Source organism: Desulfurococcaceae archaeon (assembly GCA_038845865.1).
Lineage (GTDB): Archaea > Thermoproteota > Thermoprotei_A > Sulfolobales > Desulfurococcaceae > UBA285.
In genome coordinates this window covers 90,056-113,211 of the sequence record JAWBQJ010000004.1, presented here as the reverse complement: position 1 = coordinate 113,211, position 23,156 = coordinate 90,056, and the positions used below count along the sequence as shown (strand labels likewise).

Below are 23,156 nucleotides of genomic sequence, written 5' to 3'. Positions count from 1 at the left end.
CTTACCTCTAGGAGAATAACACTACTGAGATTAATAATAGCCACGGGAGATCGCGCGGTAATACTCTCTCCCCTCCTTAAAAGTTCTAACAAATGCAATACATTAAGTGAATGCATATAGAGGGTATTGTGATGGCCCTATCAGCAACTAGTGCGGGAATATTCAGTAAGCTCTATTCGGTGTTTAAATCGCGAGATCCCCTTAAGCGCGAGATCCTGCAATCAGCGGGCATCATAGACAGGATGCTGAGATCCCTTGAAACGTCTAAGAAAAACCTCGAAACGGCTATAGAGGAGCACAAAAAAAAGTTAAAGGTACAAGGTGACGATAAAGAGCTGGCAAAGATCATCGATGATGAGATCAGGAACATATACGGGTACCTCTCGATGATCACTAAAACGATATACGACCTCGCAAGGGTGAAGTACAGGCTTGAAACCCTGTTCTACGTGGAAGAGCCGTTGAAGATCATACCAGAAGTGCTGGAAGAGCTCAGATCCGTGGAGCCCGTCATCGAGAAGATCAACCCACAGCTGATCAACCAGATAAAGGCACTCGAGCAGAGAGTTGCAAGCATTATGGCGTTATCGTCGTCTTACATACCGGGTATAAGTAGTATACCGCAACAACCGGTAAGCGCGAAGATCGACGTTAGTGAACAGAAGCGGGCTAAAAGCGTTGAAAGAGAGGCCATGGAATTGAGAGCTGGCGAAAAGCCCTTAGAGAGCGTTGCACGGAACCTGGTAAAAAGCACTGAACTTAAACGAGAAGAAACCGTTAGCGCTGTCACGGTAAGAAAGGCTGAAGCAGCACCGATCCCCTCCACTTCCGAGAGGTCGAAGCCCGAGCAGGAGGTCCTCAAAGATACGGTTAAGGCAGTAGTGGAGTCGAGCGTACCACTACACGTTGTCGAGCAGTGGTTACTTAACGAGCTTAAGGTTTCCGGGGGTGTGCTGGACATAAGGCTGTTCGAGAAAAAATATGGTGTAACGCGCGAGGTAGTCCTGGAGGCCATTAGATCCCTCGAAGCCAGGAACATCATCAGAGTACGCAGACGGTAGCGGTAGCGTACAGGCAGGCCGAGTAACCAGAGGTGCTAGCGTGAGCATGTACCACATAGCAGATAAGGGCGTAGAGTATGCGCAAAAAGCAATAGCCGCCGACAAGGCAGGCGACTACGAGACTGCGGTAAAGTACTATAAGGTGGCAATAGACTTCTTCACCAAGTACCTGATTTTGTACCCAGATGCGCCTTTGGCAGATTTCTACAAGGAGCTTATATCGAAGTACAAGAACAGAGTAGCCGCTCTTGAAAAAATGCTCGCGGAAAGGCCCCGAATAGCGGATACCGGCGCTTCCCCGGTAATTGGTGGTAATAGTGCAAATGTACAAGTATTCCAGGTACTGAGGCCCGAGCAGAGGCCTAAGAAAACGTTCGATGACCTCGTCGATTTAGAGAACGTTAAAAGGGCCCTCAAGAAATCTGTGATCTACCCCGTTAAGAGCCCGGACCTATACCCCCTCGGCTGGCCCAAGGGCATACTCCTTTTCGGCCCTCCCGGTTGTGGTAAAACAGAGATAACGCTAGCATTAGCCAACGAGATAGATGCTGTCCTTATAAACATCAGCCCAGCGGATATAATGAGCAAGTGGCTTGGTGATACGGAGAAGAATGTTAAGGCCCTTTTCACAGTAGCCCGCGAACTTGCAGGTCAAGGCGCCCCTGTAATAGTGTTCATAGACGAGGTCGATGCCCTTTTCCAACAGTACAGCGTCGAGATAGGGGGCGAGAAGCGGGCTAGGAATCAGTTTCTCATAGAAATGGATGGGCTTGCAAGCAAGGAGTGCTCGAAGCTTCCACTATTCGTGATAGGTGCAACTAATAAACCCTGGCTACTCGATATCGGGTTCATAAGGAGGTTTGAGCGGAGGATCTACGTGCCTCCACCAAATAAAGGCATCCGTAAACTCCTCTTCGAACATTACATAAGGATGCTTACAAAAACATTTCCCCTGGGTTCGATAGATTGCGATAAACTAGCTGACTTGACGGAAGGCTACAGTTCAGCCGACATAGTTTCCATAGTCAAAGAAGTACAAAACAACATCGTGGAAGAAATCAACGAAAGGGGCGTAAAGCCTACTGATAGGAAGGTCGAGACCGACGACTTCGTTGTGGTGATCGGTAAACATAAACCAAGCATTGATATGAAACTCGTCGAGGTCTACAGGGAATGGAACAGACAGTACGGTACGTACAGCGAAGAGCCGTGACTGCTGCTCTAATGGGGTTTCCGCGACTTCGTAGCAATGTTTAAATAAACCTCCATAACCATAGTTTTTACTGATGATGAGAGTCGTGCCTTAGGACCTTGATGAAGTTAACCCTCCGGGGTAGCTGACTCTTAAACGTTCCTGCTTTCATGTAATGAGCAAACATTCACGTGCCTTATGTACAAGTTTATGGCATTGTACAAAAAGGTATTTAAAACCATGACTGTATTATGTCCCATTGGTGGTACGCATGCCGTGTACTCAGAAAGTTAAAGTCAAGACGCCAAGTGGCAAGGAACTCGAATTAGTGCCAATCAAGGTGTGGCAGCTAGCCCCCGCAGGTAGGAAGGGAGTAAAGATAGGGTTATTCCAGGACCCAGAAACAGGCAGGTACTTTAGAGTAAAGGTACCCGACGAGTACCCGATTTGTGGTTAAGAACCCCGTTCACCGGGCTAGACCCTTTTTTACCGTTTCACTTTTCCAGCTCTTCGTGTTCTCGGGGTACACAGGGCATTACTGGCCGTTGAATGTAAAGAAGCGTATTAATGCGCTCCCTGCCTCACAACTTTAACGCAGTTGCTTTAAAAGTTCTCGTAGAGTACTTCGCTGCCCCCCGCAGTTAGTAAAATAAAAGTGTCCATGAGTACTTATAAGGTCTCAGCCCCTTACCGCGATCGGTGGTAGCTAGCAATGTACGTACCCAGGCTCCCGACGCTTAGTGATGTGAATGTGCATGAAAAGAAAGTGTTCATGAGGATAGACATCAACGTGCCAATAGATCCCGATACGGAGGAGATCATCGATGACAGGAGGATACGCATTCATGCGCGGTTCATTAGAGAAATAATGAACAAGTATACTCCTGCACTGGTGTTAGGCTCGCATCAGGGTAGGCCGGGCTCTTCGGACTTCATTACACTAGAAAGGCACCGGGAGCTCCTAGAGAAGTACCTGGGAGAAAGGGTGAAATTCGTAAACGACGTCATAGGGCCTACAGCTCTGAACGAGATAAGGGCTCTTAAACCAGGTGAAATACTACTACTTGACAACCTGAGGCTGGTATCGGAGGAAATTCTAGAAGCTCCTCCTGAAAAACATGCTTTAAGCATATTTGCTAAAAGAATGGCCTCGGTCGTGGACGTCTACGTTAATGACGCGTTTGCAACGGCCCACAGAAGCCAGCCTAGCATTGTCGGGTTGCCGCTATTGCTACCCAGCGCGATCGGCCCATTATTTGAAATGGAGATAAAGGCGCTCCGCAGGATTCTCGCGGAAACGGAACCTCCACGGGTTTACGTACTTGGAGGTAAAAAGGTCGCAGAACACCTGCGCGTTATAGAAAACCTAGCTAAGAGCAAGCTAGCCGACCGAATACTAACCGGCGGGCTCTTAGGGCTACTATTCCTGGCCGCGAAAGGAGTCGACATCGGTGCAGAGAACTTCAAGTTGCTCGAGGAAAACGGCCTCACCCCCTTCATTCCGAGAGCGAGGCACCTCTTGCTGAGGGGTGCGCCGATCGAAACGCCCGTAGACTTTAAGATAAAGCACAACGGCAATACGGAAAACGCTTACCTAGGAGAATTGCGAGGTACTGCAATGGACATAGGCGAGCACACCCTCAAGATATACGAAGAGCTATTAAAGGAGGCTAAAACGATAGTCATGAGAGGTCCAGCCGGCGTAATCGAAGTAGAAGAGTTCAAGGCTGGCACCCTTAGACTACTTAAGGTCGCCATTGAGTCTCAAGCATTCGTCTTAATAGCAGGTGGCCATTTAAGCTCAATGGCACCGCTAGACGTAGACAGTAGTAGAATACACGTCTCAACGGGGGGAAACTCCCTGCTACTCTACCTGAGCGGCGAAGAACTCCCCGCTATTAAAGCATTAGAGCTCTCCGCTAAGATATTCCTAGGATGGTAGGTGGTATCATGGGAGTAAAGGTGGCCGTAAACGGGTATGGCACTATAGGTAAACGAATAGCAGACGCGGTTTTAAGGGTAAAGGACTTCGAACTCGTCGGGGTTGCCAAGTATACCGTCGACTACTCTGCCCTACTGGCTCATAGGAATGGGATAAGGATATTCACACCGCGCGAGAAGTTCGCCGAGTTCAGGAACGCCGGCGTAGAGCCTGAAGGCACCGTGGAAGACCTGGTGGATGGGGCTGATATAGTGTATGACGCATCACCAGGGAAACAGGGCGCTAAGAATAAGGAGCTGTACGTTAGGTACAATAAGCCGGCAGTATTCCAGGGCGGCGAGTCTCCCGAAGTTGCAGGGCTAAGTTACAGCACACTCTGTAACTATGAAGCAGCTATTGGTAAGAAGTACGTAAGGGTCGTTAGCTGCAATACCACCGGAATGTTGAGGATAATCTGCTCCATAGGCACCGGGCAATTGGACTCCGTGTTTGCAGTAATCGTGAGGAGGGCTAGTGATCCTCGCGAAGACCACAGAGGTCCCGTGAGCTCTATAGCGCTTGATTCCTCTACGATACCCAGCCACCACGCCCTCGACGTCAAAACGGTCGTGGGGGATGTTTCCATCGAAACAGTTGCCTTGGTCGTTCCTACGACGCTAATGCACATGCAAGTAATGAACGTGAAGCTCAAAAAACCCCTCTCTACCGACGAGCTAGCCGGGCTTCTGCGATCTAGTGGTAGAATACTAGTTCTCGACTCTACGCTACTGAAGATAGACTCCACGGGCAAGATCGTAGAGCTTTCAAGGGATGCTAATAGGCCCCGCTACGACATTTACGAGAATGTTGTATTCTCCAACATGGTTAAGCTCGCCAAAGAGGCTTTTACATTGGTACAGGCAATTCACCAGGAGGCAATAGTCATTCCAGAGAACCTGGACGTAGCTTATGCGATGATGAACCTCGAAACCGACCCTCTAAAAGTGGTCAAGAAGGTTAACGAGGCGCTCGGAATAGGTGCTTTGCAAGGCATAATACCCAGTGAGGCTAAAGCCTCCTAGTGGTGATAGCTTGTCGGAAGCCCCTTCTTACACGATAAGCTTCTACTACAGGAAAATACTGGTACCCGTAGACGGTAGTGAGACAAGCCTCAAGGCGTTAATGGTAGCTGCTGACCTGGCCACGCGTTATGGTTCCCGAATAGTGGTGGTAAGCGCTAGACCGCGGGGAGCCGGCGAGCTCGAGGACCCGCTTGTTAAGGCTAAAGAAAGGTTAAAGGGATTGCCCGTAAATGCTAGCTACAAGAGCATTGAATATGACCCTAAAAACGAGAGCCCCCAAGCAGCTGTAATCAAAGAGATCATTAGCGAAGGCTACGACCTCGTGATCCTGGGTGCACGGGGTAAAACGTGGCTCAGCGAAATAAGTCTAGGAGGCTTCGCTCTCTCGCTAATAGTCAACGCACCGGTCTCCGTATTCGTTGTTAGGTGATTCTTCAAAGCAGCAAACCGGGAAAACCGAAACGGTTTTATTTGACCATGCTTCACGCCGATTTACACTGGCACCAGCATGAATCATGAATACCGTAACCAACCACCTAGGTGCGGTATTTAAATTTTACACTTTTCATTCTTTCTTGATTGACGGCTCCAATTCAAGCTAAGGTGTCTTTGTGAACGGCTTGCGGGGCTTGCTAGAACGGTATTCAGGGGTACCGTTAACACTTGAAGCTAGGGACTTGTTAAGGAAAATTACATTGTATCATAGGATTCAAGGTAGTAGTGGGCTCGAGGAGGCCACCAAGGAGATCGCGGAGAGTTTCGAAACGATGGGGTTTAAGACCACGCTATTCGAAGTACCGAGTAGCAGTAAAAGGGGGTTCATGGAGACGCCCGTTTCCTGGAACGCCAGGGACGGGTTTGTGGAGCTTAGAATCGGAGGTTCCCAACTAGCCAAGTTCAACTACCATGACCACCCCACTCTGATTGCAGCTCATTCCCCTCCCAGTGAAGGCTGTGGAGAGCTCAAATACTGTAAGGAGGTGTCTGGGTGCGATGGAGAGGTGGTGCTAGTCGAGGCGCCCGGCTACATCGCCTACCGGGAAATACCCGCGCGCTTAATAATACTGTATGATAGCAAGAGACACTCGGAGGCCGTGCCGTACACGGGCCTCTTCATCAAGGAAGGGGAGATCAAGAATACCAGTGTCGTAAATGTACCTTACACTACCGCCTTAAAGGCCATTTCACTACTAGGCAGGAACGAGAAGCTCGAGGTATGCTGGAAAGTCGATACCGAATACATGTCAAAGCCCATGTACGGGCTACTGGCGTATAGCGGCGAGGACCCGGGTGTACTTTACATTAGCCACATATGTCACCCGAAACCAGGAGCACATGACAACGCTAGTGGTGTAGTGGCGAATGTACTTACTGCCAAGCTACTACGTCGATCCCCGGAAAAAATATCTCATGCACACCTCTTTGTGCCCGAGTACTCGGGCACGGTCTACGTTCACGAGTACCTGCCATGGATGCCGGTTGCCGCAGTAAACTTGGATATGGTGGGTTCGAAGCAGTGGGTTACGAACTCAACGCTCAACATAGTTAACGCGCCTCTATTCGCGAGATCCGTTTCACCGGCATACGCGTACATAGCAACGAAACTTGTACTAGACGAGGCAAGCTCTTTTGGAGGATTCAAGCTACCAGCATCCAGGTACTCTCTAGCACCATATACTGCGGGGAGCGACCACGACGTAACTACGCTGTGGGGTATAGATAGCGTGATGCTGAACGAGTGGCCCAGTAAGTACTATCACACGGACATGGATGACGCCGACACAATATCGCCCTCGCAACTAGTTAACAAGGCAGTAATATCGGCACTAGTGGGCAGCGCCATTGCCGGTAATCACGGGAAAGGTAGTATCGAGAGCGCCTTCAAGGACTTCGTCAAGTCGTGGTATGCTATCGAGTCGCTTAAAGCAGGAATAGACGTTTCCCGGGTGAGTGGAGTCCTAGAAAATCAAGTGGAGTTAAGTGTAAACTTCGAATACACTCCCCTCTCTTCCCGGTATTTGTATGGTAAACTCGGTGTAGCGGCGTTTCTCAAGCTGAGGAACGTGAAGGGCGCTTACAGCTTCATATCCGTGTACGCGCCACTTGCATACCTTAATGGCGTGAACAACTTCTTCGAGCTCTTCCAATTGGAGAACCTGCTCCAATGGAGTAGCGAGGAGAGGCGGCTACTGGAAGAGGCCTGGCTTAAGGTTGAAGAGGACATTGGGTGATACCATGCCCGTAGTTAAGGTTAGCAGGAGGGACCTCGAGTCGTTGCTCAAAGTAAAGCTAGAAGCTTCAACCATTTATAAAACCCTCGCTAGGTTAAAGTGCGAAGTCGAAAGGGTACAAGACGACGTCATAGAGTACGAGGTCACGAGCGACCGCCCCGACCTATTCAGCGTAGAGGGCCTTGCAAGGGCTCTCCGACCCTGGCTAGGGTTGAAATGGCGTGAATTCACCGTGGTAGAATCGAGTGTAGTGGGGCATGCTAAAAGCATCCCCCAGAGACCATACTTAGCGCTAGCCGTGGTTAGGGATCTAGCTTTATCGGACGAGGCGATCTCGCAAATAATGCAGCTACAAGAAAAGATCACCCAGACCTACGGACGCGCGCGCAGGAAGATCAGTATTGGTGTTTACGACCTAGATGAGCTAGTGCCTCCAATACACTACGACTTAGCAGACCCTGACCTCACTTTCAGGCCTCTCGGAGAGCTGAGAGAGATGACCTTGAGGGAGATCATCGAGAAAACCGAAAAAGGCATCTTATACGGTTACATAATAAAGCACATGGAGAAGTACCCGGTTTTACGTGATTCGAGGGGCAATGTACTGAGCCTTGTACCAATCATCAATAGCGAGGACTGTAGAGTGAGGCCTGCAACTAAAAACGTTCTCATAGACGCTACGGGGATGAGCGCAGATGACGTTGTAAACGCAGTCACAATCATGGCTACCAGCATAGTTGAACGCTCTGAGAGCGGTATTGTAGAAGTGGTTAAAGTCCACTACGAGAACGGCATCGTTGTCGAAGCCCCCAAGAGAACGGCAGAACCCGTAGAAGTTCCCGTAGAGGAGGTCAACGACCTCGTCGGCGTCCAGCTAGGTGTTGACGACATTGCACAGTTGCTCAAGATGTTTTATTACGACGTCGTAAGCTCCACAGACAGGCATCTCAAAGTAAAGCCTCCCATTTACAGGATCGACGTGAAGTCCTGGGTTGACGTAGCCGAAGACGTCGCGATGGCGTACGGCTACGAGAAACTGGGCTCAGAGGCGGGATCGCTTCCTCCAAGCAACGTCCCTGGCAAGATAAGCCCCATAGAATACCTCTCGAGGCGTCTAAGAGACATACTCGTAGGTCTCGGTTTCCAGGAAGTCGCTAATTACATGATGAGCTGTAGGGCCGTTCAGCTCGACGTACTAGGCCTCCAGCACGAGATGTTCCTAGTTGAAAACCCGCGGTCAGAAAGGTTTGAAGGAATCAGGATCTGGCTCGCACCGCAGCTCCTCGAAGTAGTTAAGGAGAACAGTGAAAGGTACTCTAGGTTGATGGTGTTCGAGATCGGTGACGTGGTAGTACCGGACGCGAACTACGAAACGCTAGCACGCGTTGAGCGGAGGCTGGGAATAGCAATAATGCACGATAAAGCAACAATCACCGATGGACTAGCTTACACCAAGTCTATTCTAAGCGAACTAGGGGTAACGCCGGTTTTCGTGAAGGGGCGGGTTCAGGGTTTCCTGCCGGAGAGGACGGCAGTAGTGCTAGCCCATGGTAGTGAGCTGGGGTTCGTCGGTGAGGTGGATCCTCGTGTTCTCTGCAGGCTTGAACTCAAAAACCCCGTGGTAATCGCGGAGCTCGATTTGCACAAAGTTTTAAGTCTCTGTACCCGCTAATAATAGCTTCGAGGATGAAGCTTGGAAGGGATGACCTTTTTCGGGATGAATTGACGGGCCTAGCTGAATGCCTACTACTCTACTACGAACCTCACTACCGCGCCCTTGTTCCTGGGCCTTGCAACGAACACGTGTAACCCGTCAAACACCTCCTTAAGCTTGCTGGAGACCTCAACGGCCTTTTCGTGCGTATCCGTTATACCATAAACAGTGGGGCCCCACGAGCTCTGGCCAACCCCCACTAAGCCGAGTTCCTTCATTTTATTGATAACGGCTGCGGAGTGCTGAGCAAAGACGCCTCCTTGATACTTGCTAAACATCTTGCCAACCGTTTCCTGGAATTTCGTTAAGGCTTTTGCGAATAGTTCGAACTCGCCCTCGAGTAGCGAGGGGAGGAGCTCTGCGAACAACGTATAAGATGCGTACCAGATTACCTCGCCCGGCACCTCTTCCCTGGCTTCGAACACCTCTCTCTCACGTATTTCATCTAGCCCTGTTCCAGCGGGAATGGCCACTACAAATCTCCAGCTTTCCGGTACTTCAAACCTCATCAGTAGTTGCGGGAAATCCGCTTCATGCCGCTTACCAGAGTCCACAACGAGCCCTCCATACATGTATATGTACGTACCCACTCCTGAAATCCTCCCGAGACCGATCTTCTTAGCCATCTCCACTATCTCTGCAACGTCGGGGTTTAAGCCGTTAGAAAGCATTAACCCGTGCGCCACTGAAAGCAGAAGCTGCGTAGTTGAACCGAGACCAACGTGCACGGGTACGCATTTTTCTATGACTACTCGGCCACGCTTCAGGCCGTATTCCTCGACAATGGGTTTTATCCGGGTGTATACTTCGCTGGATCTGCAGCCTTCAATTGATATCGGGTCGTCAACGTAGACGCTGATCACCGTTTGTGGCCGGTCAATTGCCACCCCCACGGCAATGTAGAGCCTGTAGTCTTTGTTAAAGGGATTAACTAGACCTAGGTGGAGCCTGGATGGGGCCTCTATCGTTATTTTCCTAGCCATGTGTTAACGAGCACCCAGAGCCTTTTTGCCACGTCTATGTACTCCTCATTACACGTCTTGTTAATAATCTCCAGCACCTCTTCGGCTTTTTTAGCATATTGAATCTTCTTTTCAGAGTCCTTAACGTCTCTGACTTTTGTTGCATAAACTGCGAATTCCACCAGGCTACCGTAGCACCTAGTGTATGGTTCCACCTCCGCGTAGTTGTTGAATTCAGTGCTCTTAACTTCGTACACGGCAATAACATGTTCTCCGTAATCTACTACAGATGCCCTTTCTAGGACAACGTAGCCGACGCCCTCAGCTAGTACTGGTAGACCGTGCATGGCTGCGATCTCCCGGTTGGCATCGAACTCTAAGACGCGCTCGCGTTTAAAGGCAGTTTTCACGAATAACTGTGGTTTATGAACGATGTTGAGGACGACGACATTACACGATAGTAGCACATCGAATAACCTACTGTTCTTGTACGCTTTAATCTCCACGAAATTGCCTTTCTTCTTGAATCCAACGGGAGCCGCGTACGGCTCGTTCATGTACATTGCTGTTAGCACTGCCTCGTAAACAATGCCGTCTTTCATGGCCAGTTTCATCGTTATTGACACCCCGGCCCTAATCGAGTCGCAGTCCACAGAATATATCGTACACTTCTACTAGGTCTCTGAGATTGCTTATTAGCGCTACTCGTAGCTCCGGCACGTACTTTTTCTCGGTACGGCGCCTCGAAATCAACACACCTACACCGCCCGATGAAAGCGCGCCTCCAATGTCCTCTACCACGTTGTCCCCAACGTAGATAAACCTGCTCGGGTCAACGCCCATCCTTCCCGCGAAGAGCAGGAAGATCCTGCGATCGGGCTTCGAGATCCCAACCTCATCAGAGAAAACGCACTGCTTGAAGTACCTCGATATACCTAGTTTTCTAAGTAACAGCCTCGTGTACGTGCTAGGCCAGAACAGCACGTTCCCTATTATTCCCGTTTCAACACCGGCATGGTTAAGGGCCTCGAGAGCCTCTACTACGTCACCGTACAAGATGTCAGTACCAGCTGTTTCAAAAGCCCCCCTAATCAGCTGATCCACTTCTCCGGTACTGGTGTTAAAGGCCATTGCTAGCAGCCTCCTCGATACGTTAAACAGCTCGTTGACAGGCATTTCCGGGTTCTTACGCCTCACGCTCTTCGCCTCTTCGTGTGCTTTGAAGACATTCCGTGTAGCTATGTCCAGGTCTAGGCCAGTGGCGTAAGCAACACTTCGCGCAATCGCCTTTAACACCCTTTCGAGGTCTAGTAGCGTCCCCCACACGTCGAACCCAACTACACAACGGTCTCCGCTATCACCGGCCTTCAGGTAAGTCCCCGTGAGGGGCTTCAAACCTATCAACCTCCTCAACTAGGTGATTTATGACTTGGGATAATAGTTCAACGCCGAGAGCTACGGCGTCGGGTGAGCCGGGTAAGACAACGGCTACTTTCCCATCATGCAGTATGCACAGCGTAGTCCTAGTTAGTATGGCGTTGATTCCTATTCTCTGGTAGGACATGTACCTATAGAGCTCTCCAAACCCGGGTAAACACCGCCATGCTACATTTTCAACGACGTCAACAGTTATATCGCGCGGACTCGGCCCCGTACCCCCTAAAAACAACAGCACTCTTTCCCGCGAGCTCCTTAGAACCTTCATTAGTTCTCGGTAAGAGTTTCTAGCTACTACTTTTCCGCTAACGCACACGCCCTTACCGCTCAGCGCCTTAACGGCTAGCTCCCCGCTCACATCGGTTAATGAACCCTCGGCAACCCGGTCGCTCACGACCACTACCTTGAGGCATAGGGGCTCTTCTTTGCCTTCCACGCGCTACACCCACGATTATACTGGGTTCCGGGATTACTTAATTGGCACTAAAGTAATTAATGTAGAGGCGCGCGGATAGCCGCTTCAAGGCAAAGTAGCTGCGCGCTCTATAGGAGGAGATCGACGAAGTGCTTGGCCACTACCCTGTTGTCTTTAAAGGTCACTCCTTCGAGCTCGAGTATTTTTCTCTTGAAGTCTGTACCAAAGCCGCTGTACCCGCCTAGTTCGCGCGAACCGTATACCACCCTGTGACACGGCACGACGATTACGTTCTTGTTGATCTTTAGGCAACGTGCGACAACACGTGGATGTATGCCCAGGACTTTTCCAATATGCCCGTAGCTAGTCACATAGCCGACTGGTATTAACTGCGTTAACGCGTAAACGGCGTTACATATGTCATCCATATTCGGCCGCCTCACCTTTACAACCTTACCACTCCTTTCCACGACGAGCATTAATGAGCACCCCCACTCCTCCATATAGTCACGATCTTCCCTCTAGATCCCTCTCCAATCCGCCTAGCTACGGGATCGCATTTTGGGACTAGTATAAATACCACGGGCTTTCCGAGGTCAATGTCGGAGAGGTACTCGAAATGGGACATCCCTTTCGCTACTACGAGGTCAGACTCCGCGATCAGGCTTCGCACCCCTTCGCTGACGTGGTTCAAGTGTATGCTTGAACAGCTACAACCGTAACTCTTAATCCCGTCAACCAGCTTACCTAAATTGAGCTGCTCTACGTCACTTAGCGAAATGTCATTCTGAAACCCGGGCTCATCTTTTACGAGGCCATAGACGGCGTTACCCCACTTCCTAATTTCGCTTATCAGCAGGGTATCATATACCGCCTCGCCCGCATTATCGAAGAGCCAGACGATCTTCAAGCTACCCCTTACGACCAGGTCGTATAGGAGGCGAGAGTCATCCTTGTAGACGGCGTATCCTTCCACGAAGTGAGGGGTCATTGCGTATTCGAGGGGCTTATGATCTGCAACCCCGTAGTCAACGAGGTTAGCCACCGCCGATAGTCTAACCAAGTAGTTAAACTTCTTAAAGCCTTCAAGCCTTGAGGCGTACTCCATGTGCAGCGGAAGGTTTTCAAGTGCCCTTCTATTCGATGCGCTCTTCAGCGCCCTGTAGTACTCCACGACGCCTGGAACGTTTAGAGCCACATACCTGAAGAACTCTGAGGCGAGCTCCGTTAACTCTGCGTCAAGACTAAACCCTTCGAGCACTTTTAATGCTAGTTTTCTCGCGAACTCTAATTTTAACTTAGCGTTGACACCGGCTTGTTCTACTTCCTTAAGCCTGGTTGATAGAATGCACCTTAAGCACTCTATTTCTGGTTTCAAGCCCGACCCCACGCGCTACATATTACGTAGTTAAGGATTAATACTTCAACCAGTAAAATAGATAGCGGGCCATTGGGGTTCACTTAATGCTTACCACCACGCTAGAAGACCCGTATGGAAGGGTTATTGACAGCCTTAGAATACTCGTAACTCTCAAGTGCAACTACAAGTGCATTTTTTGTCATAGTGAGGGCGTTCTAGGGCACGCGGAGGAGGTGCTGAACGCCGAAGATTACGGCTTCATAGCGGAAGTCGCCAGTAGCGTGGGCATTAAATTCTACAAAATCAGTGGAGGGGAGCCACTGCTTAGAGACGATATAGCTGATATAGTGAGGAGCATAAAACCGCACGCACGCGAACTCTCCCTGGTCACGAACGGCTCACTACTACTTGAGAAGGCGAAGCTCCTCGCAGATTCCGGTTTAGATAGGTTGAACGTAAGCCTACATGCGTTTAGTAAAGCTCTATACGAATACGTTACCGGTAGCTACGTGCCGGTGAGCAGGATTGTTGAAGGGGTCAAAGAAGCCCTCAAGTACGGCATTAAGGTTAAGATAAATTTCCTGGCAATGAAGTCTAACCTAGGTGAGTTTTTCAAGGTACTGGAGTTTGCAGAGGAGAACGGTCTAGACGTCAACCTGATAGAGCTCATACCCCTCGGCGTACCACTAGATACCTATAGGCGAGAACACGTGTTCTTGGGCTCCATCGTGGACTTCCTGGAAAGAAACAGCGCGGCTAAGTACTACAGGGAACTACACAACAGGCCCGTCTACGTTCTCGCCAGCGGTATAAAAGTCGAGGTCGTCATTGGGTATGGGAATTACCTGTTTTGTAGTAGGTGTTCTAGGCTAAGGTTGACGCCGGACGGGTATTTGAAGCCGTGCCTTTACGTTGAAGACTTAAAGGTATGTGTGTTAAAGAGTGTTAAGGCGAGGGACAGAGAAGGGTTGATGAACGCGCTTCACGAGGTAGTGAAGCTTAGAATGCCCTACTTCAAGTTAGAGGTGGGTGGTGGTGTCGGCCAGGATGATCGACGTAACCAGTAAAAATGAAGCCTACAGAGAGGCGACAGCGACGGGGTTTATCAGGTTAAAGCGCGACACGGTAGAGCTTATTAAGAGAAACCTGGTCGAGAAAGGCGATGTTTTAACGATTTCAAGCGTTGCAGCCATAAACGCAGTCAAGCAAACCCCGCACATACTACCCTTAACTCACAACATCCCGATTACGGGCGTGGACGTGAAGTTCAACGTCGAAGACGATGGTGTTAAAGTCTACGTCAAGGTTAAGACAACCGCGAAAACGGGGGTTGAAATGGAGGCTTTAGTAGGCGTTGCCGTGGCACTCCTCAACGTGTGGGATATGGTTAAGAAGTACGAGAAAGACGAGAAAGGTGGGTACCCGTACACGGAGATCACGGAGATCAAGGTCCTGGAGAAAATAAAACGGGAGGTGAGCGTTGAAGGTCGTGATTAAAACCTACTCGGTATTCAAAGATGTCCTTGGAAACGAAATAGAGTTAGAGCTTAAAGAGCCTTTAACCGTTAGAGAGCTCTTAAGGATCCTGGAAGAAAGGTACACCCTGCCTCGAGATCTCGAAAAACTCGTAATCGTAGACGACAAGGTCGTGGATGAAAACTACGTTATAGATAGAGACACCACCGTGCACGTAGCCCCTCCTTTTTCTGGTGGTGGCAGGCTCGTTGACGTCAAAATCCTCGACGAGGACTCGGAAGTAGACTTCAACCAGCTGTTGAAAGGGTTAATGAATTCCGGAGCAGGCGCTTTGAGCGTTTTTGTAGGCTTCGTTAAGAAATACGTTGAAGATCACGAGGTCTACGAACTCGAATACAGCGCGGTAAATAGTGTTGCACTCAAACAGCTCGAAAAGATTGCCCACGAAGAGGCTGAAAAGCACGGCCTAAATGCCGTAGTGTTGTGGCATTACCTCGGTAAGCGTAAACCCGGAGACGTGACGGTCATAATAGCCACCGTTGCCCAGAATAGGGTTTCAGCATTAAATGCAACGCGCAATATACTCGAACGAGTTAAGAAAGAAGTACCGATCTTTAAGCTTGAAAGGAGGTCGGATGGCGAGTACTGGGTAGTCGGTGATGCTAAGCGCTACCAGCGGCGGGCGAGTAATGAGTAGCTAGCAGTGACGATAGCTTCACCGCGACAAGGTAGATGGCTTAATGAGCTACGAAAACCAGAAGCAGATAGCGGTACGGCTACTAGTAATAGGCCTTGTGCAGGGAGTTGGGTTCAGGCCCTTCGTATCGAGACTGGCTACCGGGCTTGACATCTACGGGTACGTGAGAAACGTAGGTGGAAGCGAGGTCGAAATATGGATTGAGGGCCCCGAAGACAGGGTCTACGAGTTTCTACTTGCCCTTCACCAGGACAAGCCCGTGGTCGCACTTCTTGACCAGGTATACATGTCCATCGAGGAACCTCGTGGATACACGAATTTCAGCATCGAGAAAAGTCACTTAAACGCTATTGCGAGGTCGAACATCCCGCCTGATTTCGCGATCTGCAAGGACTGCCTCGCTGAGGTATTAGACCCCCAAAACAGGAGGTACCGGTACCTTTTCAATTCATGTGCTTGGTGTGGTCCAAGGTTCTCGATGATATACAGGGTTCCATATGACCGAGAAAACACTGCAATGAACAAGTACGTACTGTGTGATGAGTGCCTCCGCGAGTACGATGACCCCGGCAATTTAAGGCGCTACCACGCAGAGGGCATTAGTTGCCCGAGAGATGGACCTCGTGCATATCTACTTGACAAGGACTTCAAACTAGTAGATTCCGAAGACCCAGTATATCAGGCTTCAAAGCTCATCGATGAAGGCTTCATTGTGGCGGTTAAGGGTATTGGAGGGTATCACATAGCCGCCCTGGCTTCAAACGATGACGTAGTACTGGAATTAAGAAGGAGGAAGAAAAGGCCTCACCGGCCCTTCGCCATCATGGGCCTCAATACCGATGTCTTAAGGGACCTTGTCCACATGGATGAGGTGGACGAGGCCCTTTTAAACTCTCCCCAAGCACCCATACTCCTACTCCCCAAGAAAGAAGGTTCTCCCGTCTCGAAGTACGTGTCTCCGGGCCTGTACCACGAAGGTGTTTTCGTGGCCTACACCGCGCTACACTACCTACTCCTAATGAACACCCGCGATAAGTTCCTGGTAATGACTAGTGGAAACGTGTCAGGCGAACCGATGTGTACGGATGAGGAGTGCGCGAAGTCGAGGTTATCCAGGATCGTCGATTACTTCCTCGTACACGACCGGGTAATCGTGAACAGGGTAGACGACAGTGTTATCAGGAAGACGGGCGATCAGTACCTAATGATCCGTAGAAGCCGGGGATACGCGCCAATGTGGATAAACCTCAACAGAGACCTTGGAGGGGAATTCATAGCTTTCGGTGGAGATCTAGCCTCCGCGGGTGCGGTTGGGTTCGAAAACCGGGTGGTCTTAACCCAGTACATTGGTGACCTAGACTCCATTCAAGCACAGAAAGAAATGCTGAAGTACGTGGACTTCCTCGCGAGGAACTACAATATTGGATTGAGAAATGAGCCCTACATAGTAGTAGACATGCACCCTCAACTCCACTCCAGGCGCTTAGGGCTAGAATACGCCAAGCTGAGATCCTCGCCGTGGATCGAGATACAGCACCACTACGCTCACGTTCTGGGAGCTGCAGTGGACAACGGACTGGAAGGCACGGTCGCCGGTATAGCAACAGACGGCGTCGGTTGGGGTACCGATGGGACCATATGGGGTTGCGAAGTAGTGGTTTTTAACACGGAGTCTTACGGCTTTAAACGAATAGCTTCCATAAACCCCCTCCCTCTTACTGGTGACAGGGATACGTACATACCCCTTAGGCTACTATGCGCGTACTATTCTCTCAGAGGTGTCGACCTCGCTGAAATCCTGAAGTACATGAACGTCAGGAACGGGAAGGAGGTGTTCGAGTGCAAGGCTGCGCATACCCTGGTAAAGCTTAAGAGATATACCCCAGCTTCTAGTACGGGCAGGCTTCTCGACCTCGTGGCGTCTATTCTCAACCCGGGCATTGAGAGAACGTATGAGGGAGAACCAGCCATATGGCTGGAAGCGGAGGCGTGGAGAGGTAGCAATGTCATCGTGATAGACCACTTCAAGGTCCGCAGAGATGGTGACGTGTACAGGCTCGACTATGACAGCGCGGTTGACTGGCTCGTAGAGCACAGGTCCAAGTACGATGCCCCCTCACTTGCGAGAGGCTTTCTCTACTCTCTCGGAAATGCTATTGGTAGCCTACTCTTAGCTTCTATTAAGGGCACGAGGGTGGATTACGTCGTCATGTCGGGAGGCGCGTCCGTGAACGAATTCATGCACCGGGGTATTCGGGATAGGCTAAGGGAAGAAGGCCTATATCCCTACTTACCGAGAAGGATACCTCCTAACGACGGCGGTCTTGCTTTCGGGCAGGTTGTGGCGGCGTCACTCAAGATCAAGGAAACAGGGTAGCCATAACCGGGCAAGATTTATAATTCCAACCCCCATTAACAGTAGTGAATGGTGGGTGTGCTTATAGTGACGGCGGCGAGGAGGCTTCAAAAGGCTAGTTACAAGATGATTAAGTATAGCCCGTGGCTCGTGCACTTCAATACGGGGGCTTGTAATGGTTGCGATATAGAGGTGCTCACAGCTATAACCCCCCTATACGACCCCGAGAGGTACGGCATCAAGCTAGCTCCTTCAATCAGGCACGGAGACGTCCTCGTAGTTACGGGTGCAGTAACAAAAAAAGCAGCTGAGAGGCTGAAAAGGCTCTACGACCAGATGCCTAGCGTAAAGTACGTTGTCGCGGTAGGTGCGTGCGCGTACGATGGAGGCGTCTTCAAGGGTAGCTACAGCGTTGTTGGAGGCGCTAACAAGGTAGTACCGGTACACGCGTACGTGCCGGGATGCCCTCCAAGGCCTGAGGAAATACTCCGTGCCATACTAATGCTCCTCGGCAGGGAAAAAGTCGAGGTGAGGCTCACTGAGTAGCTTTTTAAGCGTAGATGACGCCTTAAAGCCTTACACTGTTAGGAAGGAGGTTATTAAACCAGGCAGAGACGTCTACGTCGTTGAGGCATCGAGGATTAGGGAGGTTATGGAGGTCCTTAAAAACAGTTTTAGCGGTAACGTGTACCTGGCCACGATAGCAGGTGTCGACAGGGTAAAAGAAAACGTCTTTGAGTTAAACTACTTCGTACACATAGTCTCGCTGGGTAAGACCATCGTAATTAGAACGTCGACGCCTAAAACGAGTCCCCGAGTAGACACGATAATCGACATCATGCCGGGCGCATTTTCGGCCGAGGCCGAGATCTACGATCTGTTCGGCGTGGAGTTCGTCGGGAACAGGTACTTGAGAAGAGGGTTCTTCGTCCCTCTCGACGTTGCTTCCCAAGGAACGCACCCACTGCGAAAAGATGCGCAGGTGTAGCGTATGGACACGGAATCAGCCGTCAAAGACGCGACCACGCTGTTAAAAATACCGATATCGCTGGAAATACCCATAGGCCCCCAGCACCCGGCAATTCACGAGCCCGTAATGCTGAAAATATATGCGGACGGCGAAGAAGTCGTTCACGCGGAAATAAACACGGGGTACAACCACAGGGGGATAGAGAAGCTGATGGAGAAAAACTCATACTACAAGGGCAAGTTCATCGCTTCAAGAGTGTGCGGGATATGTAATACCGTTCACGAAAACTGCTATACGAGGGCGGTTGAACACATCGCCGGGCTAGAACCTTCACAGCGGGCTAAGTACATAAGGGTTCTAGCCATGGAGCTTGAGAGGGTGCACAGTCACATGCTCATAAACGCGATCATGGCCGAGGTAATAGGGTTCGACACGCTGTTCATGTACATAATGAGGGATAGGGAGCTCGTCATGAAAGCGAAAGAAGTGCTTGCTGGAAATAGAGTTTTAGCTGAAATACACATGTTTAGCGGCGTTAGAAGAGACATAGACGGTCTAAAGCGTGAAAAGATTCTAGGCCTACTGAAAAGGCTCGAACCCAGGCTTAGGTACTACAGGAAGCTGTTCGAGGAGGACTCAACGATCCACAGTAGGCTAGCCGAAGTGGGTAAGCTTAAACCTATTGATGTGCTCAACCACTCACTGGTGGGGCCGGTACTCAGAGCGAGCGGTGTTAAAAGCGATGTAAGAGCGGAGGACAAGCACGATGCCTATGGAGAAGTACCATGGAGCATTGTGACGAGGCCTGAAGGTGACTCCTTAGCTAGGATGCTCGTCAGGTGGGACGAGGCACTAGAGTCCTTAGAGATGTGTAAGTACATCCTCGAACACTTACCAGAAGGCCCCGCGGTAGTTGACGAGAAGAAGCTTCCGAGGACGTTTCCTCCAGGAGAGGCGTACGCCCGCGTCGAGGCACCTCGTGGCGAGCTCGTATACTACGTCATCAGCACTGGAGGCACCAATCCCTACCGTGTCAAGATACGGACACCGTCTGCAGTAAACGTGATAAACAGTGCATTTAGCTACGTGGGGCACAGTGTAGCTGATGTACCGGTCATACTTGTAAGCTACGACCCCTGTATATCCTGCATGGAGAGGGTCACGGTGATTGACCTGAAGGGCGGGGGCGAGAAAAGAGTTCCGCTTAATTACCTGGCCCGGAGAAGGTGCTAGCGCGTATGAGCGTCCTAAAGGAGGCTTTGAAGAACTTCTTCTCGAGGCCCTCGACGATAGAATACCCTAAAAAGGCGAAAATAACCGTCGAAGAAGACCTCAGAGGCGCTTTTTACGCCGATCTTGGCAAGTGCACCGGGTGCACGCTTTGCTCCCTTGAATGCCCAGCTAAGGCCATAGAGATGAAAAAACTACCTGAAAACGTGAAGCTCAAACACAACCTCAGAGGTCTCTACCCCGTTGTAAACTACATGGCGTGCGTTTTTTGCTACAGGTGTGTTAAGGTGTGCCCGGTAAACGCATTTATAGTCACGCCTACATATCAGCTCTCGTCGTCTAGGGAAATAAGCTCCGAGGACCTTACACTTAAAACGCTCAAAGCCACGGAGGTGAAACAATGAGCGTGGAGGCGCACGTTATGACGGTACTAACGCTCGTCATACCCCTATTCATAGTGTCGATAGTTCTTTACATCATTAGGCTCCTTAAAGGACCTACAATACCCGACATGGTCATAGCCGTGGATGCCCTGTCGTACGATATGGCTGTGCTCTTAGCTGTTCTATCCGTGCTTTTCAAATCACCTATACTCATTTCCTGTGCCATAGTCCTCATGCTCTGGGCTTATGCACTAGACGTTTACATGGCCAAGTACCTTGAGGCAAAGGAGTTCGGTGAGTGAAATGCTGGAATGGATTCTAATAGTGGTTGGCGAAATCCTCGTAATCATCGGGGCAGTATGTGACCTTCTCGGAGCGGTGGGAATGCTCAGGTTCCCCAACTTCTTCGTAAGGCTCCACGCACTCACTGTGGGGACTATTGGAGGGGCGTTCGTTCCACTGATTGGCGTTACGCTGATAGCCCTGGGAGCAGACTTTCTCGGACCCTACAGGTGGTTCGTGGCGGGAGCATCGTTTATAACTGCATTGCTGCTCCTCTTCCTGGCTCCCGCGGGATCGCACGCCATTGCGAGGGCTGCTCACAGGTCTAGAGCCGCTGTAGTTTACCCGAAAGTCGTGGATAAGCTCGAAGAGGACAGAGGGAAAGGTGGTGGGTCGTGATCGTCTTAATCTACTACTTGCTGATGGCAACATCCGCGTTACTCTCCATCGTAGCAGTATACCTTGCGGTAATAGAAAAGGACCTCGTAAAGGCCGTAATATATTCAGCACTGCAGAGCTCTCTTTACGCCCTAATATTCTACCTGATAATGGCCCCTGACATATTTTTAACGTACATACCTGTATCGGTTGGCCTTTACACCGCACTAGTACTGGTCTTAATTAAGAAGACGGAGAGGTTCGAGGGTGGTGAATGATGAGGAGCTACTTACACCTAGTTGTAATAACGTCGCTAGTTCTACTGACCATAGGGCTTGGCACGGCCTTTACGGTGGGGGGCATAAGCCTTTACATGCCACCACTCGAAGTGCGTTCTCTCGCCAAGATCTACTTGAACACCACATTTAATACAAACTTCGCCCTAAGCCCCCTATCACCAGAGGCCGTAACAGCCATAGTTTGGGACTACAGGGGGCTGGATACGCTCTTCGAAACGTCCGTGATGTTCTTGGCGATCGTCGGCGCCCTCATGATCTTTAGAGGGCTCGGGGAAAGGGTACCGGGACCGGGTTCAGGAGGAGGCGGCCTCTCATTAATAGTGAAGACTGTCACCAGGCTGACGACGATCATGATTGTGGCTGTTGGGATCTCAATAGCATTTCACGGACACTTAACACCGGGTGGAGGCTTCCAAGGAGGGGCTACCATAGCAGTGGCACCCATGCTAATGATCATCGCCTTCTCGGTGCACTTCTTAGCCCAGAGAGTGCCCGTGAAACGGGCAGTTCTCCTCAGGAGTGCCGGCTTGGCGGCAATAGCGGTTACCACGTACCTAGTTCTACTAGTAGCCTTAACTCGTGGAGGTTACGCGTATATATTCCAAAACCAGCCAAAGGTGGGGGCACCTTACGGCATACCCTCATACGTAGGAGACGCCACTGTACTAGGTGGAACCCTTTTACTATTCAACGTAGCTGAAATGTTCGCGGTTGCGTTCGGATTCGTTGCATTACTCATCCTTATAACGGTGCCCGAGGCACCTGCGAAGGAGGTTGTTTTAAAGGGTGAGGATTAGTGGAGATGACGCCTGTATTCCTATTCAACGTCGTTATGTTGTCCATGATCATAAACGTGGGGCTGAGCCTGTATGGTATATTCGCGAGGCCCAGCCTCGTGAAGAAGATAATAGCTCTTACAATATTCAGTGACACCGTAAACCTCTTAGCCGTTCTTATAGGGTTTAGGTACGCCGAGCCGAACCCGATACCTCCAGTGTTAGTGTCGATACCGCCGAGACCCGAAGACGTGGAGCTCTTCGTTGCCAAGGCCGTGGACCCGGTACCCCAGGCTTTAGTCCTTACAGCTATAGTCATAGGCCTCGCTGTAACTCTCTTCCTGATATTTATAACTACACAGATTTACCGTATTTATGGTACAACCGACGTTAGGAAAATAGCTAAATTGAGGGGATGAGCGTGGGTAGGTGGTCAAGGGCAATACCCGTAACGCTACTAGTGTTTGTGACCTACATAGTCTTCTCTGGCTCGGCGACCGTGTACGACATAGTCACGGGCCTGGTAACGTCGGTACTAGTGGGAGCGGTTACAGCAAACATCCTACTTACGAACGCTTCAAAGGTATTCGATGTTAAGAGATGGGCGTGGCTTATAGCGTACGCACTGCACTACTTCTTCATAGACGAGGTTAAAGCCCACGTAGACGTTATTAGGAGAATCTTAAGCCCGAGAATGCCCATAAACCCAGGTATAGTCAAGGTGCCCGTTAAGGTCTCGTCGGCTTACGGGATAACGGCGGTAGCTAACTCCATAACCAACACGCCGGGTACGGTCGTCGTTGACGTGGACGAGGAAAGAAGATGCTTCTACGTTCACTGGATAGACGTTAAAGCGTTTGAGCCTGAGGAGTGCCACAAGATGATATCGGAAACCTTCGAGAAGTACTCTAAACGGGTATTCGACTAAGGGGTG

The 23,156-nt window shown here is 50.3% G+C and carries 28 protein-coding genes; 22 read left to right on the top strand and 6 right to left on the bottom strand.

The features are described 5' to 3' along the window. Positions 1–110: 110 nt before the first annotated feature. The 8 genes from QXU03_05975 (at position 111) to pheT (ending at position 9,159) form a co-directional block, all read left to right on the top strand. Complete coding sequence (locus QXU03_05975) at positions 111–1,061, top strand: hypothetical protein (protein MEM2171280.1); 951 nt, start codon at positions 111–113, stop codon at positions 1,059–1,061. A gap of 46 nt (positions 1,062–1,107) precedes the next feature. Beyond that, positions 1,108–2,274 carry an AAA family ATPase gene (locus tag QXU03_05970; protein MEM2171279.1) on the top strand — a complete coding sequence of 389 codons (1,167 nt, stop codon included), beginning with the start codon at positions 1,108–1,110 and terminating at the stop codon, positions 2,272–2,274. A gap of 250 nt (positions 2,275–2,524) precedes the next feature. Continuing rightward, entirely contained in the window at positions 2,525–2,710 is a 186-nt protein-coding gene (locus QXU03_05965; protein ID MEM2171278.1) for a chromatin protein Cren7, read from the top strand. A 255-nt stretch (positions 2,711–2,965) separates the two neighbouring features. Continuing rightward, positions 2,966–4,195, top strand: coding sequence for a phosphoglycerate kinase (gene pgk, locus QXU03_05960; protein ID MEM2171277.1), 1,230 nt, complete (start codon positions 2,966–2,968; stop codon positions 4,193–4,195). 8 nt (positions 4,196–4,203) lie between these two features. After that, positions 4,204–5,256 (top strand): type II glyceraldehyde-3-phosphate dehydrogenase, encoded by a 1,053-nt coding sequence (locus QXU03_05955; protein MEM2171276.1) that lies wholly within the window; start codon positions 4,204–4,206, stop codon positions 5,254–5,256. Positions 5,257–5,266: 10 nt separating this feature from the next. Then, positions 5,267–5,686: a universal stress protein gene (locus QXU03_05950; protein ID MEM2171275.1), complete on the top strand. Its 420-nt coding sequence runs from the start codon at positions 5,267–5,269 to the stop codon at positions 5,684–5,686. A 181-nt stretch (positions 5,687–5,867) separates the two neighbouring features. Further along, complete coding sequence (locus QXU03_05945) at positions 5,868–7,487, top strand: M28 family peptidase (protein ID MEM2171274.1); 1,620 nt, start codon at positions 5,868–5,870, stop codon at positions 7,485–7,487. A gap of 4 nt (positions 7,488–7,491) precedes the next feature. Continuing rightward, entirely contained in the window at positions 7,492–9,159 is a 1,668-nt protein-coding gene (gene pheT / locus QXU03_05940) for a phenylalanine--tRNA ligase subunit beta (protein ID MEM2171273.1), read from the top strand. A gap of 74 nt (positions 9,160–9,233) precedes the next feature. On the opposite strand, the gene QXU03_05935 is transcribed toward pheT, so the two are convergent. The 6 genes from QXU03_05935 to QXU03_05910 form a co-directional block, all read right to left on the bottom strand. After that, positions 9,234–10,184, bottom strand: a complete 951-nt coding sequence (locus QXU03_05935) for a GHMP kinase (protein MEM2171272.1) — start codon at positions 10,182–10,184, stop codon at positions 9,234–9,236. Further along, the gene (locus tag QXU03_05930) at positions 10,169–10,777 is read right to left on the bottom strand and encodes a DUF447 family protein (protein MEM2171271.1); all 609 of its coding nucleotides are present in this window, start codon (positions 10,775–10,777) and stop codon (positions 10,169–10,171) included. Before QXU03_05930 ends, QXU03_05935 begins: the two co-directional genes overlap by 16 nt. Positions 10,778–10,796: 19 nt before the next feature. Continuing rightward, positions 10,797–11,558: an HAD family hydrolase gene (locus QXU03_05925; GenBank protein MEM2171270.1), complete on the bottom strand. Its 762-nt coding sequence runs from the start codon at positions 11,556–11,558 to the stop codon at positions 10,797–10,799. Beyond that, the gene (locus tag QXU03_05920) at positions 11,521–12,036 is read right to left on the bottom strand and encodes a molybdopterin-binding protein (GenBank protein MEM2171269.1); all 516 of its coding nucleotides are present in this window, start codon (positions 12,034–12,036) and stop codon (positions 11,521–11,523) included. Before QXU03_05920 ends, QXU03_05925 begins: the two co-directional genes overlap by 38 nt. Positions 12,037–12,143: 107 nt before the next feature. Then, complete coding sequence (locus tag QXU03_05915; GenBank protein MEM2171268.1) at positions 12,144–12,494, bottom strand: MGMT family protein; 351 nt, start codon at positions 12,492–12,494, stop codon at positions 12,144–12,146. Beyond that, on the bottom strand, positions 12,494–13,393 hold the full coding sequence (locus QXU03_05910; protein MEM2171267.1) for an ARMT1-like domain-containing protein: 900 nt from the start codon (positions 13,391–13,393) through the stop codon (positions 12,494–12,496). The genes QXU03_05915 and QXU03_05910 overlap by 1 nt, the downstream gene beginning before the upstream one ends. Before the next feature lie 86 nt (positions 13,394–13,479). On the opposite strand from QXU03_05910, the gene moaA reads away from it, so the two are divergent. The 14 genes from moaA to QXU03_05840 are packed head-to-tail and all read left to right on the top strand — an operon-like array spanning position 13,480 to position 23,150. Continuing rightward, complete coding sequence (moaA, locus tag QXU03_05905; protein MEM2171266.1) at positions 13,480–14,442, top strand: GTP 3',8-cyclase MoaA; 963 nt, start codon at positions 13,480–13,482, stop codon at positions 14,440–14,442. Further along, complete coding sequence (moaC, locus tag QXU03_05900; protein MEM2171265.1) at positions 14,411–14,872, top strand: cyclic pyranopterin monophosphate synthase MoaC; 462 nt, start codon at positions 14,411–14,413, stop codon at positions 14,870–14,872. Before moaA ends, moaC begins: the two co-directional genes overlap by 32 nt. Then, positions 14,865–15,548, top strand: a complete 684-nt coding sequence (locus QXU03_05895; GenBank protein MEM2171264.1) for a molybdenum cofactor biosynthesis protein MoaE — start codon at positions 14,865–14,867, stop codon at positions 15,546–15,548. The genes moaC and QXU03_05895 overlap by 8 nt, the downstream gene beginning before the upstream one ends. A 43-nt stretch (positions 15,549–15,591) precedes the next feature. Next, the gene (gene hypF, locus QXU03_05890; GenBank protein ID MEM2171263.1) at positions 15,592–17,925 is read left to right on the top strand and encodes a carbamoyltransferase HypF; all 2,334 of its coding nucleotides are present in this window, start codon (positions 15,592–15,594) and stop codon (positions 17,923–17,925) included. Positions 17,926–17,973: 48 nt separating this feature from the next. Further along, the gene (gene nuoB / locus QXU03_05885) at positions 17,974–18,450 is read left to right on the top strand and encodes an NADH-quinone oxidoreductase subunit NuoB (GenBank protein ID MEM2171262.1); all 477 of its coding nucleotides are present in this window, start codon (positions 17,974–17,976) and stop codon (positions 18,448–18,450) included. Next, positions 18,443–18,892, top strand: a complete 450-nt coding sequence (locus tag QXU03_05880; protein ID MEM2171261.1) for an NADH-quinone oxidoreductase subunit C — start codon at positions 18,443–18,445, stop codon at positions 18,890–18,892. Before nuoB ends, QXU03_05880 begins: the two co-directional genes overlap by 8 nt. Positions 18,893–18,895: 3 nt before the next feature. Further along, a complete protein-coding gene (locus QXU03_05875) occupies positions 18,896–20,107 on the top strand; it encodes a nickel-dependent hydrogenase large subunit (protein ID MEM2171260.1) in 1,212 nt (403 codons plus the stop codon). Positions 20,108–20,112: 5 nt separating this feature from the next. Continuing rightward, positions 20,113–20,508: a 4Fe-4S binding protein gene (locus tag QXU03_05870; protein ID MEM2171259.1), complete on the top strand. Its 396-nt coding sequence runs from the start codon at positions 20,113–20,115 to the stop codon at positions 20,506–20,508. Then, complete coding sequence (locus QXU03_05865) at positions 20,505–20,789, top strand: monovalent cation/H+ antiporter complex subunit F (protein ID MEM2171258.1); 285 nt, start codon at positions 20,505–20,507, stop codon at positions 20,787–20,789. Before QXU03_05870 ends, QXU03_05865 begins: the two co-directional genes overlap by 4 nt. Before the next feature lies 1 nt (position 20,790). Continuing rightward, positions 20,791–21,168 (top strand): monovalent cation/H(+) antiporter subunit G, encoded by a 378-nt coding sequence (gene mnhG, locus QXU03_05860; protein MEM2171257.1) that lies wholly within the window; start codon positions 20,791–20,793, stop codon positions 21,166–21,168. Further along, positions 21,165–21,425 carry a hydrogenase subunit MbhD domain-containing protein gene (locus tag QXU03_05855; protein ID MEM2171256.1) on the top strand — a complete coding sequence of 87 codons (261 nt, stop codon included), beginning with the start codon at positions 21,165–21,167 and terminating at the stop codon, positions 21,423–21,425. Before mnhG ends, QXU03_05855 begins: the two co-directional genes overlap by 4 nt. After that, positions 21,425–22,243 (top strand): Na(+)/H(+) antiporter subunit B, encoded by an 819-nt coding sequence (locus QXU03_05850; protein ID MEM2171255.1) that lies wholly within the window; start codon positions 21,425–21,427, stop codon positions 22,241–22,243. The genes QXU03_05855 and QXU03_05850 overlap by 1 nt, the downstream gene beginning before the upstream one ends. Before the next feature lie 5 nt (positions 22,244–22,248). Beyond that, the gene (locus QXU03_05845; GenBank protein ID MEM2171254.1) at positions 22,249–22,641 is read left to right on the top strand and encodes a sodium:proton antiporter; all 393 of its coding nucleotides are present in this window, start codon (positions 22,249–22,251) and stop codon (positions 22,639–22,641) included. Next, positions 22,638–23,150: a Na+/H+ antiporter subunit E gene (locus QXU03_05840; GenBank protein ID MEM2171253.1), complete on the top strand. Its 513-nt coding sequence runs from the start codon at positions 22,638–22,640 to the stop codon at positions 23,148–23,150. Before QXU03_05845 ends, QXU03_05840 begins: the two co-directional genes overlap by 4 nt. The last annotated feature ends 6 nt before the right edge of the window (positions 23,151–23,156 follow it).